14 protein-coding genes are annotated in these 14,361 nt (G+C 69.9%); 7 read left to right on the top strand and 7 right to left on the bottom strand.

Features of this window, described 5'->3' with window-relative positions:
• The first annotated feature begins 113 nt into the window (after window positions 1-113).
• Both DEJ02_RS08695 and DEJ02_RS08690 read left to right on the top strand, forming a co-directional pair.
• Complete coding sequence (locus DEJ02_RS08695) at window positions 114-932, top strand: aldo/keto reductase (protein WP_111032699.1); 819 nt, start codon at window positions 114-116, stop codon at window positions 930-932.
• A gap of 56 nt (window positions 933-988) precedes the next feature.
• The gene (locus DEJ02_RS08690) at window positions 989-1,555 is read left to right on the top strand and encodes a hypothetical protein (RefSeq protein WP_111032698.1); all 567 of its coding nucleotides are present in this window, start codon (window positions 989-991) and stop codon (window positions 1,553-1,555) included.
• 5 nt (window positions 1,556-1,560) lie between these two features.
• Here DEJ02_RS08690 and DEJ02_RS08685 read toward each other — a convergent pair whose 3' ends face one another.
• The gene (locus DEJ02_RS08685) at window positions 1,561-1,899 is read right to left on the bottom strand and encodes a hypothetical protein (protein WP_111032697.1); all 339 of its coding nucleotides are present in this window, start codon (window positions 1,897-1,899) and stop codon (window positions 1,561-1,563) included.
• Window positions 1,900-2,016: 117 nt separating this feature from the next.
• Between DEJ02_RS08685 and DEJ02_RS08680 the strand changes: the two genes are divergently transcribed.
• Both DEJ02_RS08680 and DEJ02_RS08675 read left to right on the top strand, forming a co-directional pair.
• Entirely contained in the window at window positions 2,017-2,847 is an 831-nt protein-coding gene (locus DEJ02_RS08680; RefSeq protein WP_146249253.1) for a hypothetical protein, read from the top strand.
• A 94-nt stretch (window positions 2,848-2,941) separates the two neighbouring features.
• Complete coding sequence (locus DEJ02_RS08675) at window positions 2,942-3,463, top strand: ribonuclease H (protein WP_027465941.1); 522 nt, start codon at window positions 2,942-2,944, stop codon at window positions 3,461-3,463.
• A gap of 13 nt (window positions 3,464-3,476) precedes the next feature.
• On the opposite strand, the gene DEJ02_RS08670 is transcribed toward DEJ02_RS08675, so the two are convergent.
• A complete protein-coding gene (locus DEJ02_RS08670; RefSeq protein WP_027465939.1) occupies window positions 3,477-3,728 on the bottom strand; it encodes a DUF6458 family protein in 252 nt (83 codons plus the stop codon).
• A 64-nt stretch (window positions 3,729-3,792) separates the two neighbouring features.
• The gene (locus tag DEJ02_RS08665; RefSeq protein WP_111032695.1) at window positions 3,793-6,363 is read right to left on the bottom strand and encodes an RNA helicase; all 2,571 of its coding nucleotides are present in this window, start codon (window positions 6,361-6,363) and stop codon (window positions 3,793-3,795) included.
• A 122-nt stretch (window positions 6,364-6,485) separates the two neighbouring features.
• On the opposite strand from DEJ02_RS08665, the gene DEJ02_RS08660 reads away from it, so the two are divergent.
• Entirely contained in the window at window positions 6,486-7,499 is a 1,014-nt protein-coding gene (locus tag DEJ02_RS08660) for an LLM class flavin-dependent oxidoreductase (RefSeq protein ID WP_111032694.1), read from the top strand.
• A gap of 615 nt (window positions 7,500-8,114) precedes the next feature.
• Here the strand turns inward: DEJ02_RS08660 and DEJ02_RS08655 are convergent.
• Window positions 8,115-10,595, bottom strand: a complete 2,481-nt coding sequence (locus DEJ02_RS08655; protein WP_111032693.1) for a glycoside hydrolase family 3 protein — start codon at window positions 10,593-10,595, stop codon at window positions 8,115-8,117.
• 175 nt (window positions 10,596-10,770) lie between these two features.
• On the opposite strand from DEJ02_RS08655, the gene DEJ02_RS08650 reads away from it, so the two are divergent.
• A complete protein-coding gene (locus DEJ02_RS08650; RefSeq protein ID WP_110864205.1) occupies window positions 10,771-11,361 on the top strand; it encodes a TetR/AcrR family transcriptional regulator in 591 nt (196 codons plus the stop codon).
• A gap of 48 nt (window positions 11,362-11,409) precedes the next feature.
• Here DEJ02_RS08650 and DEJ02_RS08645 read toward each other — a convergent pair whose 3' ends face one another.
• From DEJ02_RS08645 to DEJ02_RS18295, 3 genes are all read right to left on the bottom strand, one after another.
• Window positions 11,410-11,727 carry a hypothetical protein gene (locus DEJ02_RS08645; RefSeq protein WP_146237681.1) on the bottom strand — a complete coding sequence of 106 codons (318 nt, stop codon included), beginning with the start codon at window positions 11,725-11,727 and terminating at the stop codon, window positions 11,410-11,412.
• Window positions 11,728-11,837: 110 nt separating this feature from the next.
• The gene (locus DEJ02_RS08640) at window positions 11,838-12,569 is read right to left on the bottom strand and encodes an SAR2788 family putative toxin (protein ID WP_111032692.1); all 732 of its coding nucleotides are present in this window, start codon (window positions 12,567-12,569) and stop codon (window positions 11,838-11,840) included.
• Window positions 12,566-13,354 carry a S8 family serine peptidase gene (locus DEJ02_RS18295; protein WP_146249252.1) on the bottom strand — a complete coding sequence of 263 codons (789 nt, stop codon included), beginning with the start codon at window positions 13,352-13,354 and terminating at the stop codon, window positions 12,566-12,568. Before DEJ02_RS18295 ends, DEJ02_RS08640 begins: the two co-directional genes overlap by 4 nt.
• A gap of 142 nt (window positions 13,355-13,496) precedes the next feature.
• Between DEJ02_RS18295 and DEJ02_RS08635 the strand changes: the two genes are divergently transcribed.
• Window positions 13,497-14,360: an NAD(P)-dependent oxidoreductase gene (locus DEJ02_RS08635; RefSeq protein ID WP_111032798.1), complete on the top strand. Its 864-nt coding sequence runs from the start codon at window positions 13,497-13,499 to the stop codon at window positions 14,358-14,360.
• Window position 14,361: the final 1 nt, after the last annotated feature.

Genomic DNA, 14,361 nt, shown 5'->3' with positions numbered 1-14,361 from the left:
CTCGCCATCGCGGCCGGTATGGGAAGGAACGTGCGCCCGGCGTACGGGTCGCGTTCTCCACAGATGGCCTGGAGGCCCGGCGCACGCCCGCCAGGCACCGGCAGGATGGGTGCATGGTCACCTCAATTCCCCTGCGCGACGGCCGCTCGATCCCCGCGATCGGCTTCGGCGTCTACAAGGTCGACGACACCCAGGCAGAGACGGCGGTCGGCCTCGCGCTGGACGCCGGCTACCGGCACGTCGACACAGCCGAGATGTACGGCAACGAGACCGGCGTCGGCAAGGCGATCCGGGCCTCCGGGCTGGACCGTGACGACGTCTTCGTGACGACCAAGGTGTGGAACGACCACCAGGGGCGCGACGCGACCCTGCGGGCCTTCGACGGCAGCCTCGAGCGGCTGGGGCTCGACGCCGTCGACCTCTACCTGATCCACTGGCCGGCCGCCGCGAACGACCGCTACGTCGAGACCTGGCGGGCGCTGGAGGAACTGCGTGAGTCAGGGCGGGCGCGGAGCATCGGTGTCTCGAACTTCCAGGTGCCGCACCTGCAGCGGCTCATCTACGAGACCGGCGAGGTACCGGCGCTGAACCAGGTCGAACGGCACCCGTGGCTGCCACAGCGCGAACTCATCGCGTTCCACGAGCAGCACGACATCGTGACCGGAGCGTGGTCGCCGCTCGGCCGCGGGCGACTGATCGACGAGCCGGTACTGACCGACATCGCGGACGCGCACGGTGTGAGCGTGGCGCAGGTGCTCGTGCGGTGGAACGTGCAGCAGGGCGTGGTCGTGCTGCCGAAGTCGGTCACGCCGTCCCGGATCCGCTCGAACCTCGACGTCGACGGCTTCGTGCTGACCGACGACGAGCTCGCAGCGATCGCGACGCTCGAGTCCGGGCAGCGGACGGGCTCCCACCCGGACTCGGTGTCGTAGCCGGGTGGGGTACGCACTGTTCAGCAACAGCGAGTGGCGGGCCGTACTGTCGAGGGGTGATCGATCCTCAACAGACCGCCCGTGAACACCTGCGCCCCGATGAGCACCTGTACTGGGCCGGCACGAGCGATCCGGCCAGGCTCCTCTCGGGCCGCGACGGGTTCCTCATCCCGTTCTCGCTGCTCTGGTGCGGATTCGTCGGCTTCGGCACCGTCAGCGTCCTCCGAGACGGCGCAGCAGGGCCAGAGCTCGTCATCTTCCCGATCTTCCTCTTGATCGGCCTCCACATGCTGCTCGGCCGGTTCCTCGTGAAGCTCCACCGGAAGCGGACGACGGTCTACGCCGTGACCGACCGCCGCGCCCTGGTCATCACGGCGCGTGGGACCCGTGACGTCCCGGTCGGCCGATCGGACCGCATGACGCGCTGGTCAGCGGACCGACAGCACTGCACGGTCGAGTGGCAGGAGCAGTTCGGTCCGTTCGCTGGCGTGACCCGCGGTCTGCAGACGCAGATCTACGCGAACACCGGACTCGATGGATTCTTCGGTCCGCAGCTCGTGGCGTTCTGGGACGTCCGCGACGGCGAGGAACTCGTGCGCTCGCTGGAGCTTGCGACCCGCTAGCCGGATCAGCCCCAGCGGTCCTCCTCGGACTGCCACGGCAGGTGCAGGTCGCCCGGTTCGGGCTCGACGTCGCCGGCATCGTCCGCGCCGCCCGTCCCGGGAGCCGCGATGACCTTGGACGGGTCGATGCCGTCCGCACGCAGGTCGGCGTCGTCGCGCTGCTTCGTCTGGGACGCGTCCATCTCGCGCTCGCTCGACGGGCTGTACGACGTGTCCGCTGCTCGCTGCTCGCGTCCGCTGACCCCGTCGACGTCGTCGCTGTGCGCAGCGTCGCGGAGCGCGTCGTTGCGTGCGCGGTCGTCCGACGGCTCGGGGCCGGGGGCGTTCGGGATGCTGTCGCTCATGGTGTTTCCTCCTGCAGCGGACGGTAGTCCTCGGCCCCGTGTAACGAGTCTGGCTCGGTCCGCTCCCCGCACTCGATGACGTCCCTGGCCCCGCTACGCTGCCGACGAGGGGGAACGATGGGACGAACACGGACCGCGACGACCGCGGTGTTCGGCTCGGCGCTGGTGGGGCTGCTGCTCGCCGGGTGCACGGCGTCCGGCGGCGACGACGCGATCCCGGTGCCGACGCGACAGGCATCACTCGACGGAACGAGCCGGAGCCCGGGAGCCGACCCGACTCCCGCCGCACAACAGGTCAGCACGCCGCAGGTCCTGGCGCCCGGCACGGTCGCCGCCGAGACCGATGTCGTCTCGGCGAGCGGTGACACCCGGATCCACGTGCGGGTCGTCGCGAACGAGACCGGCACCTTCGACGCCGAGTTGTCCGGCTACCGCACGACGAACCCGCAGTGGATGAGCTTGGAGTTCCGCGGTGGTGACGCTGACGGTGCCGGCGACGCCAGCGGGTACCGCGCCGGAGTCGTCATCTGGGACCCGGAGACCGGTGCACCGGACTCGGTCGGACTGTCCGAGGCTGGGTCCACTCCGGACTTCCTGCACAGCGTCGCGCTCGTGCCGGCGCCGTCTGATGACGGGGACGATTCCGGACGCACCGGCATCGGCTCCGTGCTCGCAGTCGCTCCGTTGCACTGGACGATCCCCGACCCGTACCCGCACCTGCAGGTCGACGTGGGCGCAGCGCGGCCCGGGGCGAACGGTTGGGTGCACGAACGTCACGGTGTGCCGGTGTCGTACCAGGTGTCGAGCGACGACGCGCAGGTGACGGTCGCCGAACGCTTGGGCATCACCGTCGCGCAACTCCGCTGGCTGAACCCGTCGCTGCAGACCGGCGCGGGCGACCAGCTCATCACGGACCCCGATCTCAACCTGGATCCCGCAGCGCGCTGATCCGGTCGCCGCCCCGCCGCGCGGAGCCCGTCCGTACGGTCGGTTACGGTTGACCAGCACTCGCGAGCACTCGGCACCACCAGGAGGTCCCATCGTGACGATCGTCGCCGCCGCAGACGGCTCAGCCCTCGGCAACCCCGGCCCCGCCGGCTGGGCCTGGTACGTCGACGACGACCGGTGGGCGGCCGGCGGCTGGCCCCGCGCGACGAACAACATCGGCGAGCTCACCGCCGTCCTGCAGCTGCTCCGCGCCACGAAGGACACCGGCGAGCCGCTGCACATCCTGTGCGACAGCCAGTACGCCATCAAGGCCTGCACCGAGTGGCTCGCCGGCTGGAAGCGCAAGGGCTGGCGGAAGGCCGACGGCAAGCCGGTCCTCAACGTCGAGATCATCAAGGAACTCGACGCGGAACTGCAGGGCCGCAAGGTCACGTTCGAGTGGGTCCGCGGCCACGTCGGTCACGAGATGAACGAGGCCGCCGACGTGCGTGCCCGCGGCGCCGCCACCGCGTTCCAGAACGGCACCGACGTGCCGCACGGTCCCGGCTGGCCCGGCGCCGAGGTGCCCGAGCCGTCCGCGCTGCCCGACGCGACCCCGCCCGCGACCCTCTTCTGACCCTTCGCGCGGGTCAGTAGGTCCCGTCGCGCCGATCCTGGCGGGTGATCTGCTCCCCCGACGCCGGGTCGACGCCCGAGCGCGTGGTGGTCGTGGTGCGGCGACCGCCGAAGGCCACGGCGAGGCTGATGATGAGCAGCACGACACCGGCTGCCATCAGGATGTAGCCGATCAGGCGGAGGTCGATACCGGCGAGCTGGATGTTCAGCGCGAAGGCGACGATCGCGCCGATGACGATCAGGGCGATGCTGGATCCGATGCGCATGACGCAGTCCTCTCGGGTGGGGGTGGTGCCGGAGACGGTACACGTCCGACAACCCCAGCGCCGATCAGTCGACGTCGACTTCAGCCCACCCGTCGAACCGCCCGATCTCGGTGACCCGCACGACGGCCTCGCCGACCTCGTCCGAGGCGTCCAGGTCGATCGTCGCTGAGAACCCGAAGTCCTTGTCGCCCTCGGGGTCGGCGAAGATCTGCCGCGCCTTCCAGACCCGGGGTGATGCGGTGGCGCCGCTCTCGTCGAGCACCAGGTACTGCATCGAGCGCGCGTCGGCATCGGTGCCGATGGTGTCGTGCTCCTCGTAGTACTCCTCGAGCACGTTGTCCCACGCGGCCCGGTCGAAGCCCGCGGTCGCGTCGAGTTCCCCGAGCCCGTCGATGTCGTCGGCCGCGGCGAGCAGTACGCGCTGGAACAGGGCGTTGCGCACGAGCACCCGGAACGCCCGCGGGTTGCCGGTGAGCCGTGCGGGCTGCGGCGGCGCGATCTCCTCGTGCTCCTCGGACGCCAGCAGGACGTCGCCGTTGAGCAGCGCCTCCCACTCGTCGACGAGCGAGGAGTCGGTCTGCCGCACGACCTCGCCCAGCCACTCGATCAGGTCGTCGAGCTCCTGGGTCCGCTGTTCCTCGGTGATGGTCTGGCGCATGGTCCGGTACGCGTCGGACAGGTAGCGGAGCACGAGGCCCTCGGAGCGGGTGAGCTGGTAGAAGCGCACGAAGTCGCCGAAGGTCATCGCGCGTTCGTACATGTCGCGGACGACGGCCTTCGGGGACAGCTGGAAGTCGAGCACCCAGGGCTGTTCGGCGGCGTAGGCCTCGTACGCGGCGGTCAGCAGCTCGTCGAGCGGCTTCGGCCAGGTGACCTCTTCGAGCAGCTCCATCCGCTCCTCGTACTCGATCCCCTCCTGCTTCATCCGGGCGACGGCCTCGCCGCGCTCCTTGAACTGCTGCTGTGACAGGATCGCCCGCGGGTCGTCGAGGGTGGCCTCGACGACCGAGACCATGTCCAGTGCGTAGGTGGGCGACTCCGGGTCGAGCAACTCGAACGCGGCGAGCGCGAACGGTGACAGCGGCTGGTTGAGCGCGAAGTTCGGCGCGATGTCGACGGTGAGGCGGTAGGCGCCGTCGACCTTCTCGATCACCCGCGCGTTGATGAGGGTCCGGGCGATGACGAGTGCCCGCCGGGCCATCGCGAGCTGCCGCGAGCGCGGTTCGTGGTTGTCGTAGACCAGCGACCGGACCTCCGCGAAGGCGTCCCCGCCGCGGGCGACGACGGACAGCACCATCGCGTGCGTGATCCGCATGCGCGAGACCATCGGCTCCGGCTCGGCCGCGATCAGCCGTTCAAACGACGCCTGCCCCCAGGACACGAAGCCCTCGGGCGCCTTCTTCCGCTTGATCTTGTTCTTCTTCTTCGGGTCGTCGCCGGCCTTGGCGACGGCGCGGGCGTTCTCGATGTCGTGCTCGGGTGCCTCGGCGACGACGTCGCCCTCGGTGTCGTACCCGGCACGTCCGGCACGGCCGGCGATCTGGTGGAACTCCCGCGCGGACAGCTGGCGCATCTTCGTGCCGTCGAACTTCGTCAGCCCGGTGAACAGCACGGACCGGATCGGCACGTTGATCCCGACGCCCAGGGTGTCGGTGCCGCAGATGACGGGCAGCAGGCCGCGCTGGGCGAGCTGCTCGACGAGTCGTCGGTACTTCGGCAGCATGCCGGCGTGGTGCACGCCGATGCCGGCCCGGATCAGGCGCGACAGGGTCTGTCCGAACCCGGCGCTGAACCGGAAGCCGGCGATGGCGTCGGCGATCTGGTCACGGCGTTCCCGCGAGGCGACCTTCGCCGACATCAGCGACTGTGCCCGCTCGAGTGCGGCGGCCTGGGCGAAGTGCACGATGTAGATCGGCGCCTTGCCCTCCTCGAGGAGCCGCTCGACCGTCTCCTGCACGGGCGTCATCACGTACTGGTACTCGAGCGGCACGGGTCGCGAGACACCGGTCACGCGGGCGGTGGGCCGACCGGTCCGGCGGGACAGGTCGTCGGCGATGGTCGTGACGTCGCCGAGGGTCGCCGACATGAGCAGGAACTGCGCACGCTCGAGCACGAGCAGCGGCACCTGCCACGCCCAGCCTCGGTCGGGGTCGCCGTAGAAGTGGAACTCGTCCATCACGACGACGTCGACGTCCGCGTCCGGTCCCTGCCGCAGCGCCAGGTTCGCCAGGATCTCGGCGGTGCAGCAGACGATCGGGGCGTCGGCGTTGACGCTCGAGTCGCCGGTGACCATGCCGACGTTCTGTGCTCCGAACAGCTCGACGAGCTGGAAGAACTTCTCGGACACCAGCGCCTTGATCGGTGCCGTGTAGTAGCTCCGCTTGCCCTCGGCGAGCGCAGCGAAGTGCGCGCCGGCCGCGACGAGCGACTTCCCGGTGCCGGTCGGCGTGCTCAGCACGACGTTCGCGCCGGAGACGAGCTCGATGACGGCTTCGTCCTGCGCCGGGTACAGCGGTCGGCCGCCCTCGGCGGCCCAGGCCGCGAAGGCCTCGTAGACCTCGTCGGGGTCGACGACGCCGTCCACCGCCGCCGGGATCGCGGCGACGAGCGGGGGCAGGGCGGTGACGTCGGTCATGCGCCCATCCTCCCAGGTGCGCATGTGCCGGACGGGAGGCCCGTGGCGGCGCCGCCACGGGCCTCCCGTCCGCCCCGTCGCCGACTCAGGCACACTTCGATACGTGCGCATAGACTCGCGCCATGCGCAAACTCGGCTTCCTCTCCTTCGTCCCGAACCACGGCGGCACCGACGGCGCCGCCGGCGCCCTGGAGGACGGCCTGCGCCTGTTCGAGACCGCCGAGTCGCTCGGCTACGGGACGGGCTGGGTGCGCGGACGGCACTTCGAGCCGTACCTGACGAGCCCGATGACCTTCTTCGCGGCAGCCGCGCAGCGCACCAGCACCATCGCGTTCGGCACCGCCGTGCTCGGCATGCGCTACGAGGACCCCGTGCGCCTGGCCGAGGACGCCAGCACCGTCGACCTGCTCAGCGGCGGCCGGGTGCAGCTCGGCATCAGCACGGGCATCGCCGGGTACGGTCCGATCCTCGACCCGGTGTTCGGCACGGTCGACCGTAGCTTCCGCGACGAGGCCGAGGCCCGCGCCGCACGGCTGCTCGAGGTGCTGCAGGGCGAGCCCCTCGGCAGCGCCGGCAAGGGCTACGAGAGCATCCCCGCCGGGGCCGACCTGACCCTGCAGCCGCTCAGCCCGGGCCTGCGCGACCGCGTGTGGTGGGGCGGCGGCAGCATGGGCACGGCGGTCCGCACGGCCGAGAAGGGCCTCCTGCTGCACTGCTCGACCCTGAACACCGAGGACACCGGAGCCCCGTTCGCCCAGGCGCAGGCCGACCAGATCGCCGCCTACCGCGAGCGGTTCGCCGAGTTGCACCCGCAGCGCGAGTCCAAGGTCGCCGTGGGCCGGATCGTGGTGCCGCTCCTCGACGACCACGACCGCGCCGTGCACGAGGAGTTCCTGACCGGGTACGCCTCCGGGATGGACGACGAGGGTCGACCGCTCTCGGGCACCCCGCCGTTCCGGTTCAGCAAGGTCGTGTCCGGCGAACCGGCGGCCATCGTCGACAGCCTGCTCGCCGACCCGGCGGTCACCGCCACCGACGAACTGGTCATCACCCTGCCAGCGAACGGCGACCGTGCGGCGCACGAGCGGATCCTGCGCATCGTGGCCGAGGAGATCGCCCCGGCGCTGCGGGCCTGAGGGCCGGTGCCGCGGGCTAGAGCGCCGGCGCCGCGGGCCCGACCACCTGCGGCCCCGCCGCCGCACCACCATCGAGAGTCAAGGGCATCCGGCAGGGCTCTGATCGGGTTGGTGAGGCCCGAGAGCCCGGCCGGATGACCATCTCGTCCCTGATCCGCACGAGATGGTGCACCCATCGTTCCACCTACCGAGCGGTTTGTCACACCGTTCCGCGCACCTGGGACGTATGAAGTTGACCAAGTGTCACTCGTTTTTCCGAACCGGGACGAAGTGCGGCAACCGGTTCACCGGTGCGCATCGGGGCCGGAACGAGCCACGGAACCAGGTTCCGGACACAGCACCGCGCGATCCCGTGGTGTTGTGTCCGGAACCTGGTTGCCGCGCCGGTTCACCGGTGCTCATCGGGGCCGGAACGACGAATGCGTCCCCGCGCGGACGCGGGGACGCATTCTGGGACGCACCGGGGAGGCCAGGGCAACAACGGCCGGATCAGGAGACCGAGTCGCTCACCCAGCGACCCCGTAGTCGGTGCGTGCGCGGACGGTAACCAGCCGACTCGCGCACATAGATGCTACTGAATGGAGTTGCGAGCTGCGCGGAAACCGGACGACTTCGTCACTCCAGTTCGAGGGACGTGGTTCCGGCGTCGTCGACGACCGAGGCGCCGACGTGCAGCGTGAAGGTCCCCGACTCGTACTGCCACGAGCCGTCCCAGTGGGCGAAGGCACGCGCCGGGACCTCGATCGAGACCTCCGTCGAGGCGCCTGCCGCGAGCCGGACCGGGGCGAACCCGACCAGCCAGCGCACCGGGCGGTCCACCGCCGACTCCGCACGGGACGCGTAGACCTGCACGACGTGCTTGCCGGCGCGGTCACCCGTGTTCGCGACGGTCGCCGTGACGATGACGGCGTCGCCCTCGCGCACGGTCGGGGTCGCGGAGACGCCCTCGATCGACCACGTGGTGTAGCCCAGGCCGTGCCCGAACGGGTACGCCGGCTCGGTGCCGGCGCGGAGCCAGGCCCGGTAACCGACGTGGACGCCCTCGTCGTAGGCGACCTTCCCGTCCACCGGGGTGACGTCGAGCACCGGGACGTCGGCCATCGCGACCGGCCACGTGGTGGGCAGGCGGCCGCCGGGCTCCTGCGCCCCGGTCAGTACATCGGCCAGGGCGTTGCCGTACTCCTGCCCGCCGAACCAGGTCAGCAGCACCGCGGCGACGTCGTTCCGCCACGGCATCTCGACCGGCGACCCGGCGTTCACGACGACGACCGTGTTCGGGTTCGCCGCGGCGACCGCGCGCACCAGGTCGTCCTGGTGACCGGGGAGTGCCAGCGAGGATCGGTCGTAGCCCTCGGACTCGACCTTGGAGTTCGTCCCGACCACGACGACGGCGACGTCCGCACCACGGGCGGCGTCCACCGCGGCCTCGATCAGCACGGCGGGGTCGTCGTCCGACGGCTCGGTGCCGAACTGGTACGCCAGCACCCCGCCGAGCGTCTCGTCCTGCACGATGTCGTACTCGATGCGGATCGCGACCTGCTGGCCGGTGGTCACCTCGACCGGCACCGACCGCGCCGGCGGGTTCAGGAACGCGGCACCGAGCTGGTCGCCCTCGAACGGCACGTCCTCGTCGAGCAGCAGCTCGCCGTCGATCCACATGCGTGACCGTCCGGCCGCGCCGATGCCGAACCGCACGGTCCCGGTCGACTCGGCCGTGTAGGTGGTGGTGATGTCGAGCCGGTCGGCTTCGCGGGTCGGGGCGTCGCCGCCGAACCAGAACAGTGCCGTCGCGCGGCGGTCCTCGACGAACAGCTCCTCGCCGTCCTTGACGAAGGCGACCCGGGCTCCGGGCTCCCCGGTGCCGGGGTTCGTGATGGTGGACAGCGGGAACTCCGCGATGCCCTCCTGCACGACGGCGCCGATCGCGTAGTCCACGCTCGCGCCCGGGAACGCCGAGCGGATGCCGTCCAGCGGCGACACGACCTGCGACGGCACGACCGTAGCCGAGCCACCGCCCTGCGTGCGGGCCTGGTCAGCGTTGTGCCCGATCACCGCGATGCGCGACACGGCGGGGGCGTCGAGCGGCAGGACACCGGAGTTGCGGACCAGGACCGTGCCCTCGGCCTCTGCCTCGCGCACGAACGCGATGCCGTCCTCGACGTGCACGGGCGACGCGGCGACGGGCTCGAAGCCCTCGAGCGCGCCGACGCGTGCGGCCAGGGTCAGGATCCGGCGGACCTTGCGGTCGATCGCCGCCATCGGCACCTCGCCGGACTGCACGGCGGCGAGCAGCGGGCCCTCGCTCCACCACGGGTTCGGCCCGGGCATCGCGACGTCCTGCGACGCCTTCGCCGAGTCCACGGAACGCACCCCGGTCCAGTCGGACACGACGATGCCGTCGAAGCCCCACTCCGAGTTGAGCGGGGTCTCGAGCAGGTCGCTCTCCGACGCCGTCACGCCGTTGATCGCGTTGTACGACGACATGATCGCCCAGGCGTGCGCCTCGGTCACGGCCTTCTCGAACGCCAGCAGGTACAGCTCGCGCAGCGCGCGGTCCGACACCTCGGTCGACGCGGTGAAGCGGTCGGTCTCGTAGTCGTTCGCGATGTAGTGCTTCGGGGTGGCGGCGACACCGTTCTCCTGCACGCCGTCGACGTACGACGCGGCCAGATCGCCGGTGAGCACCGGGTCCTCGCTGAACGCCTCGAAGTGCCGGCCGCCGAGCGGGGACCGGTGCAGGTTGATGGTCGGGCCGAGCACGACGTCGACGCCCTTGCGGCGGGCCTCCACCGCGGCGGCGGCACCGTAGCGCTTCGCGATCGCGCGGTCCCACGACGCACTCAGCGCGGTCGCCGACGGCAGGTTCAGGGACGGGTCACGCTCGTCCCACACCTCGCCGCGCACGCCCGACGGGCCGTCGGACATCAGGATCCGGCGCAGCCCGATCTTCTCGATGGGCCAGGTGGTCCAGAAGTCACGTCCGGTGAGCAGCTGCACCTTCTCGTCGGTGGTCAGCTGGCCGAGGAGCGCATCGATGCGCTCGGTCAGCGGCGTCGACGGACTGGAGGCGGTGCTCGCGTCGTTCACGGTGGTCACGGTGGTCGGTCCTCTCGTTCAGGGCCGCGGGGCGCCGCCTGGACGGCCGGGGCCTCGTCGCCCACACCCACCATCCACCGGGTTCGCCGCCCGCGCTGGCAGCTCCTGCACCGTACCACCGAAAACCAACCGTTGCTTGGTTTTCTGGGTCTCCTGTGGGCGGTACAGTCTGGCCATGGCACGACGGGGTTCGTACGCAAAGGGCATCGCGAAGCGCGAGGAAATCCTCACGGTCGCGCTGGACCTCGTGGCGTCGCAGGGCTTCCGGCGGACGAGCATCAAGGACATCGCCGACGCCGTGGAACTGACCCAGGCCGGCCTGCTGCACTACTTCGACTCGAAGGACGAGCTCTGGGTCGAGATCCTCCGCCGCCGCGACGAACTCGACCTCGCGCACGACTGGCAGGCCGCGGACCCGGCAGCCCTGCTCGCCGCGATCGTGCGGCACAACGCCGAGGTCCCGGGCCTGGTGCAGATGTTCGTCAACCTGTCCGCCGCCGCTGCCACCGACGCCGAGCACCCGGCGCACGAGTACTTCCGCGAGCGCTACGAACGCAGCCGCCGCGTGCTGTCCGCCGACTTCCGGACCATGCAGCAGGACGGTCGACTGCGTACCGACATCGACCCCGACGAGCTCACCAGCGTCCTGCTCGCGGTGTCCGACGGCATGCAGATCCAGTGGCTCTTCGACCCCACCCGCGACATGGCCGAGCACGTCGAGCTCGTCGCCCGCCTCGCGATCGCCCAGGTCGCCCCCACCGCCTGACGGGAGGCGCACCGCACGTCCGCACCGAGCCTCCCGCCGGCGAAGTGGTCAGGGCAAGCGCACGGCAGCGAGTTCGTCCGCCGCGGTGCTCCACGCGCGGACCTGCGTCTTCGAGAGGGGTTCCTCCGGAGACATCGACCAATCTGAGATGTTCCGGCCCCGCATCTCCCGCGCGAGGTGGTCACGCACCGCTCGCTTCGAATCCGTCGACAAGGCCGCTCCGTAGTGCTCCGCACCAGGAACGTCGGCCAGTTCGGTCAGGTACGCCTGGCAGAACCAATCCGCTGCTTCGGCCCGCAGGTACGGGCTCTCGAGCGTGGCGTACCAGCGGCGGAAGAACTCGTCGTACGGGCCAGAGTCCTGCATGAACCCACCAGAAGCAAAGAGGAGTTCACGGACCCGCTGAGGGGTGAGCCCTCGGGCGGCTCGGACGGCATCACCGATCCTTCCCCCGTCGACGAGGCTCGCTATCTCGCTCATTTCACCCATCCATTGCTGATGTGACCGCCGGTCGACGTCCGAACGGTGATCGTCCGCCCGCTGTATCGCCACGTGTAGTCGATGTGGTCACGCGCCTTCGCTGAACGTCCGTTCGCGACAGCCTTGCTCATGAGGTCTGCGACCTTTGCACGTGTCGTACCACCCACGTACCGCCAGTTGTGCTTCCGCGCCATGATATGAGTCCACTTCGACGTTGTGAGGGACAGCGCGTACTTCTTCGCGGCGCTCTGGATCGCGGCCTTCGAGAACTGGCGGATGGCCATCTGGATACCCACACGAGCAAGCACCACCAGGATCAGCGGCAGAACCTGCGCTTCGGTGGCTGCCGTGTCGATGAAGTGCGTCTCACCTGTCGAGTCCGAGGTGAGGAGCGCGGAGAAGTTCTCGGCGTCGACGATCGTGAGGTCGCTGATCGAGTACGTGTCCTCGAGCGCATCCCCCTCTTGGGCAGTCTCAACGCTCACCGTGTCGATCACGTTGCCGTCGATCGCGACGACAGCCTCACCGTCCATCCCGAGTTCCGACTCGATCTGGGTGGAGACGGACGCCTCACCAGCAGGATTCCCTTCCGTCACCACGGAGATGTCGACGGCCGCCGCATCAGGATCACGGTCCACGGGTTCGGCAGACGCGGGCGCGACAAGGCTGAACACCATCACTGCCGTCACCAACACGCCGACGGGCGGTGTCCACTTGGAGAGCTTCATTGGTTCTTCCTTTCGGTACACCGCAGCACTGGAACGCCGCGGTCGTCTTTGACGCCACGACGCTGCGCGTCGCGGAGCAAGTCATCGCGGGACACAGGCCACCCGGCACAACGGATCACCGCGGAGACGGCCGATGCGGCTGCGATGCTCGTCCCGGAGACCTCACCGCCAGAGCCGAGGTCGACGTCAACACCGAGTGCGCTGACGTCGCCGTCACGTGGCGACGTCGACGCCCGTGCCCCGGAGTGATCCACACTGGACACCGAGAGCACGGATTCGTGATCAGCAGGGAAGGACCTCGCACCGATCAATTCGTTTCGCATGCTGCTCACCACGAGGACGTCGTTGCGATCCGCGTTCCGCAAGGCAGCCCGAAGCGCGGCCGAGTCGAAGCGACTGCTCAGAGCGATCAACACGATGTCGGCTCCACTGCCGACGGCCCATTCCACGCCTTGGGCGATTGAGTCCGGAGCGGCGGGGTGATTCGGCGTCGCCACTCGTACGTCGAGAAGTGATGGGGTTCCCTCACCGAACTCGGCGAGAAGTGCCGCCGCGAGCAGGTCAGCATGGCCATCAGGCGACTCGTCCGGAAGGTTCGGCGCGATCCAAGTGTGTGCTGCACCCGTTCGCCCGAGGGATGGCGTCATCCCGCCGTCCACGATCGCGATGGTCCGCTCGCTGGCTTCACCCGCCGGTGCCCACATCGGGTCGGACGAACAGCCGGCAAGGCTCGATGACAGCACGACCGCCGCAACGATCGTTCCTCGCCGAATCACGATGCCCACACTGGCATATGAGCGTTGACATTTGCAATGACGGATTGTGTCAGCTCCGGGGTACGGACAGGGCCTGGTCGCGTCAGGTGCGGCGGGGCAGGATGGTCGATGCCCGCCAGGGTGTGTTCCGACGACGATGTGGAGTGACGCGATGACGCGTGTAGTGGTGACCGGTGGCAGCGGCAAGCTCGGACGAGCGGTGGTGCGCGACCTCGATGCGCACGGGTACGACGTGGTCCTGCTCGACCGCGCCCCCTCCCCCGACAAGCCCGAGCGAGTCCCGTTCGTGCGGATCGACCTGACCGACCACGGCCAGGTCCTGAACGCCCTGCTCGGCATCGACGACCGGTACGACCACGTCGACGCCGTCGTGCACCTCGCGGCGGTGCCGGCTCCGGGGCAGGTCCCCGACGTGGCCCTCATCACGAACAACGTGACCTCGTCGATCAACGTCTTCCACGCAGCCCGTGCCGCGAAGATCAAGAACGTCGTGTGGGCGTCGAGCGAGACCCTGCTCGGCATCCCGATGGGCGAGCACCACCCGCCCTACCTGCCGGTCGACGAGGAGTTCGCCGTCCGCCCGCAGTCGTCGTACTCGCTCGGCAAGGCGGTGGAAGAGGAGATGGCCCGCCACTTCACGCGCTGGGACCCGGAGCTGAAGATGATCGGCCTGCGCTTCTCGAACGTGATGGACGAGACCGACTACCCGGCGTTCCCGTGGGACGCCACCCCCGAGGCGAAGACGTTCAACCTGTGGTCGTACATCGACTCCCGCGACGGGGCCCAGGCCGTCCGCCGGGCACTCGAGGCCGACCTCACCGGGTTCGAGGCGTTCGTCATCGCGAGCCCCGACACGGTCATGGACACCCCGACCATCGAGCTCGTCGAGCGCTTCGTGCCGGACATCGAGCGCCGTGCGGACATCGACGGCGTCAGCTCGCTGCTGTCGTCGGAGAAGGCCCGCGAACTCCTCGGCTACACGCCCGAGCACAGCTGGCGCGACCACCGCGCCTGAT

Source organism: Curtobacterium sp. MCLR17_042 (genome assembly GCF_003234695.1).
In the GTDB taxonomy this organism is placed as follows: domain Bacteria; phylum Actinomycetota; class Actinomycetes; order Actinomycetales; family Microbacteriaceae; genus Curtobacterium; species Curtobacterium flaccumfaciens.
The sequence above is the reverse complement of the archived record's forward strand: the minus strand, read 5'-3'. Positions and strand labels throughout refer to the sequence as shown.

Coding starts and splice junctions, on each gene's coding strand:
- DEJ02_RS08680 (WP_146249253.1), top strand. CDS start 2,017: ATGGGACGAACACGGACCGCGACGACCGCGGTGTTCGGCTCGGCGCTG.
- DEJ02_RS08665 (WP_111032695.1), bottom strand. CDS start 6,363: ATGACCGACGTCACCGCCCTGCCCCCGCTCGTCGCCGCGATCCCGGCG.
- DEJ02_RS08645 (WP_146237681.1), bottom strand. CDS start 11,727: ATGCAGGACTCTGGCCCGTACGACGAGTTCTTCCGCCGCTGGTACGCC.
- DEJ02_RS08670 (WP_027465939.1), bottom strand. CDS start 3,728: ATGCGCATCGGATCCAGCATCGCCCTGATCGTCATCGGCGCGATCGTC.
- DEJ02_RS08650 (WP_110864205.1), top strand. CDS start 10,771: ATGGCACGACGGGGTTCGTACGCAAAGGGCATCGCGAAGCGCGAGGAA.
- DEJ02_RS08635 (WP_111032798.1), top strand. CDS start 13,497: ATGACGCGTGTAGTGGTGACCGGTGGCAGCGGCAAGCTCGGACGAGCG.
- DEJ02_RS08640 (WP_111032692.1), bottom strand. CDS start 12,569: ATGAAGCTCTCCAAGTGGACACCGCCCGTCGGCGTGTTGGTGACGGCA.
- DEJ02_RS08685 (WP_111032697.1), bottom strand. CDS start 1,899: ATGAGCGACAGCATCCCGAACGCCCCCGGCCCCGAGCCGTCGGACGAC.
- DEJ02_RS08695 (WP_111032699.1), top strand. CDS start 114: ATGGTCACCTCAATTCCCCTGCGCGACGGCCGCTCGATCCCCGCGATC.
- DEJ02_RS08660 (WP_111032694.1), top strand. CDS start 6,486: ATGCGCAAACTCGGCTTCCTCTCCTTCGTCCCGAACCACGGCGGCACC.